This is a genomic window from Polaromonas sp. (genome assembly GCF_031411155.1).
Classification (GTDB): domain Bacteria; phylum Pseudomonadota; class Gammaproteobacteria; order Burkholderiales; family Burkholderiaceae_C; genus Polaromonas.
This window is the reverse complement of sequence record NZ_JANOAL010000202.1, coordinates 1-3,933: the sequence shown is the minus strand read 5'-3', so window position 1 is coordinate 3,933 and position 3,933 is coordinate 1. Positions and strand designations below refer to the sequence as shown.

Here is a 3,933-nt window from a genome sequence, read left to right as displayed (position 1 = left end):
CGCAATGTGCTGGGGTTGCGCACGGTGGTCACGCTGTACAGGGGATAGGCGCGGTGGAGTTTGGCGCCGCCGTCGCGGGTCAGCGGATTCCAGACAAACGTGGCCCTGTCGGGTGTTGACTTGGCAAACATGGCGCTCAGTGGAATGCTGAAGTAAATGCCCTTGTCAAAGCTGCCCTCGCCAAACCGGGCCGCCGACACATTGGTTTTGGTGGCAAAAGCGCCAAACACCACGCCATTGGAAAACCGGCGGCTCAAATCGAGGGTGACGCCGCGGTCTTTGGCCAGGTATTGACCGACACTGACTGCGGCCAGCACGTCGTTCCAGCCGGTTTCGATGTAGGCGGTGAGGTGTCCGGTCAGGGCCCGGTAGTCGCGCAATCCCAATTTCTGGTCGAAATCGCGTTGCTTCACGGCATTGACGTCCAGCCCCAGCGCCAGGGGCCCGGCAAAAGGCCGGTACAGCCACTCGCCCCCCACGCCGGCATACATGCTCTCGAGGTAGCCGCCATACAGGCTGTAGAACTGGTTGGTGCTGAGCTGCCCGACGTGGGTCAACTGCAGGTTGGGCATGGTCACGCGTGAGGTGGTCAGGTATTCGCGGATGAAGGTGCGAACGCGCGGCAAGTTGCTGTCGGCCGTGTACTTGAACCTGCTGTAGTTGTCGAATGCCCGCAGGTTCACCGTGCCCGACGCCCAGGTGCTTGGCGACAGGCGGTATTCGGAGCGGCCCTCCAGGCTAAGCTGGTACAGGATAAACCCGTTGGGGCCGCCCAGGCTCTGCTTCAGGGCAAAGCCAAAGTCGCTCGAAAGGCGTGGCGCGCTGGCCCGAAACACGTTGACGGAAGGCTCGGCGACAGGCGCCGGGTCGCGCGGGGTGGGTGCAATGGCGCGGGTGTCGGCCTGGGCCACCAGTTCGCTGGGGGGAATGGGCCGGGCTTTGGGAGCGGCCCAGAGTTCACGGTCAACGACGTGGTCGGCCAGCGCCATGCCGCGGTTCTTGTAGACAAAGTGGAACTCTTCCACCTCGGCCGGGGCATCGCGATGCAGCACGGCGGTGGCGCGGTCCACTTTTTCGCGCCAGTACACCTCGTCGGCGTTGTCAAACTCAACCCGCAGCACCTTGCCTTGCTGCTGGATTTTTGTGACTTGCCAGCCCGTGTGCGCACTCAGGTCCTCGCCGGTCGTCGACCAGGTGCCGGTCGCCGGGCGCTGCGCCACAAAACGCAGCGGCGCCGGGTCATTGGTCTTGGGCGTGGACAAACGGGCGAGCGGGTAGTGAAAGTTCAGCCCCAGGGTCGCCACATTTCCGCGTTGCACGCCCAGCGTCAAATCGATGGACGGGGAATAGCGGTAAACCGCTGCGACGTTAAAGGACGACCTGGGCGGGTCAATCGCAAACAGGCGGTTGTTGAACCGGTAGTTGCTTGCGTCGTATTCCAGCTTCAGGATCAACGGGTCCCAGCCGGTCTGAACCTGCACGCCGCCGAAAAGCGATGTGCGTCCGCGAAAAAAGCTCTTGAAACCCAGCTGGCCGCCGCTGGCGGTCGCCGATGCGCCCCGGGTATTGAATTTCTTGGAGATAAAACTCAGCGGGTTGCCCAGCGACCCTTTTGAGCCCAGCGACCCCCAGCCCAGGCCCAGGCTCCAGTCGTAGTCGCCGACTCTTTTGCTGGCAACCAGGTATTCGCCAGAGAAAAGACCGGTGCCGCCAACGTCGCGCGCGCCCAGGGAGATTTCCGGCAATTGGGCAGATTCCTTGAGCAGGCGCAGTTTCAGGTCGACGCTTTTGTCCTTGTAGCTCTGGTCGCCGCTCAGGTTTCGCGGCCCGTAGGGCACGCCGCTGATGGACGCATAACGGTAGGTCAGCTCCAGCCAGTCCAGCGGCTGCAGGGTGACGTTGAGGCGTGAATAGGGATAAGCGCGGGTGAAACTGGTGGAAAGCTCGCCGGCCGGGGCCATGCGCGCCGACGGGTTCTGCAGCAGGCCGATGCCGCCCCAGTCGTTGCCGGTGATGACCGGATCGCGCAACGGTGTTTGGGGGCTGGAAGGAAGCGGGCTGGTTGGCAACCGGGCGGTGTCGTCCGCTGGGGCTGTTGAGGCCGCAGCCTGGGCTGCGGAAGGCCCCTGGGTGGCCAGGAAGGCCATCAGTTTTTTGGCAAAGCCGTCAGACCACCCCGCGCCCCGGGCGGGCGCCCATAGCCAGGCGCCGGGGGCGGGCTCGCCCTGTTTTTGCGCGTTCCAGCCGCCGATGCCAAAACTTTGAACCTGGCCATCCGGTTGAGCCATCCAGACCCGATCCACGGGGCGGGTGTCCTGGGGCGACCTGCAGGCCTCGATGTAGGCGCGGGCGTCATGGCCTGCCGCATGCGGGACGGCGCAAAGATAGCCGTCGCCGGTGACAACGGTCACGGTCGTCGGGCGCGGGGGTACCCGTACTTGATGGTCGGGCGCGAGCACCGGGTTCTGGGCCGGGTGTACCTCGAGCCAGCGGGAATCGGCAACCGGAATCGGCACCCGCCCGGTGACGGGAAGCGTGCCGATCCACGCGGACAGGCGCTGTCGGGCCTGAACATCGGCACGAAAAGTCCATTCGGACCCGAGCAGATGGGCTTGCAGCGCGTTTTTCAGGGCAGTTTGCGCGGGCACCTCCGCGGGAACCAGCCAGCTCAGCCCCGGGAAGTAGGCGTCGTCGGCGGCGGGCTGTCGTTGCAGCCAGTCGCTCAGGCGCTCGCCGCTGACCGGTGGGTTGGTACCCGCATACACATTGGCCGCAGGCAGGCGAAGCTCATCCGCCGCCGCGCCGCCGTGCAAAACGCCCAGCAACAGAAAAGTGGCGCTGCTGATCAGGGTTAGTGGCGGCCGGCGTGTGGCCGCGCTGCGGCGTGGAGTTTTCTGGGACAGTGGTTTCATGGGCTGGAAGCGACAGGTGGCCATTGCTGCCAGCTCAGGCAAAAGGTGGGCGAAAAGCATTGCTCGGCGTAGACCACGGTGTTGGCGCCAGGCGCGGCGGAGAGTGCAAAGCGCGCCGCGGGAAGGGCGGCATGGGCCTCGCGGGCTTCGAACCAGCGCAAACTCGAAGCCGTCACGGATTCCAGGTTGGAGCGTGCGGGGGCATCGACCGAGTGCAATACCAACTGGTCGACAATGCCAAAGCGGTAGCCCGGCATCACGTCACGCACCCGTGAGTAGGCGCTGGTGGTGGATGAATTGGCCGGCCAGTTGGGCATGCTTGAAAGGCGGGCTTGCCGCCATTCGAGTTCGGTGCCGGTCAACCCCACGACATGCCCGTTTTGCAGTCGCAGGACTTCGCCCCGGCCGCTGTACCAGACTTCAATCGGACCCAGGGGGTGGCTGTCGACATAACCGAGCGCGAGGAAGAGGGTGCGTTGCTTGACCTCGACCCTGAGGTAGCGAACGGATGGATTCAGGGCGGGCGCTGTACGGGCGTTCGATTCACCCTGAAAAAATACCTTGCCGGTTTGGGCCATCGCGTCAATGCGCGAAGCGCAGGCGGTCAGTGTCGCGCAGGCAAGAACCAGCAGCAAGCGACCCATCCCCGAAGTGAGCGATTTAAGCATCCCGATAGTCCGGCAACATGGATGATGGCTTGTGCGACGTGGTGAGCAGGTCAACGGGCCTGCGTGCCAAAAAAGAAGGGGAGTTGACTCAATGCGCCAGCTGCGCCAAATGCGCCAAAACGGGCGTGCGGTTTTAACGGCACGCGGCCATGTTTTGGGGCAAGGGCATTTTCCGCACAGGTTTTTGAACCTTGTTGCGGGACGGGCGCACGGAAAGCGGCAAGCGGATACAAAACCAGACCCGATCTGGGCCTGGTTTTTTGGGTTTATCGGGTGCCGGTAGTGCCGGTGGTGCCGGGGGTGCCCGGGACGCCAGGCGTGGAACCGCCGCCGCCGCCAGTGCCACCGGCCGC

At 64.4% G+C, this 3,933-nt stretch carries 2 protein-coding genes; both read right to left on the bottom strand.

Annotated features, from left to right (window positions below):
- Window positions 1–2,912 (bottom strand): YjbH domain-containing protein (locus RMO23_RS12725; RefSeq protein ID WP_309682029.1); only part of this gene is annotated, 2,912 nt, incomplete at its 3' end.
- Window positions 2,909–3,547: a hypothetical protein gene (locus RMO23_RS12720; RefSeq protein ID WP_309682027.1), complete on the bottom strand. Its 639-nt coding sequence runs from the start codon at window positions 3,545–3,547 to the stop codon at window positions 2,909–2,911. The genes RMO23_RS12725 and RMO23_RS12720, both read right to left, overlap by 4 nt.
- Window positions 3,548–3,933 lie beyond the last annotated feature (386 nt).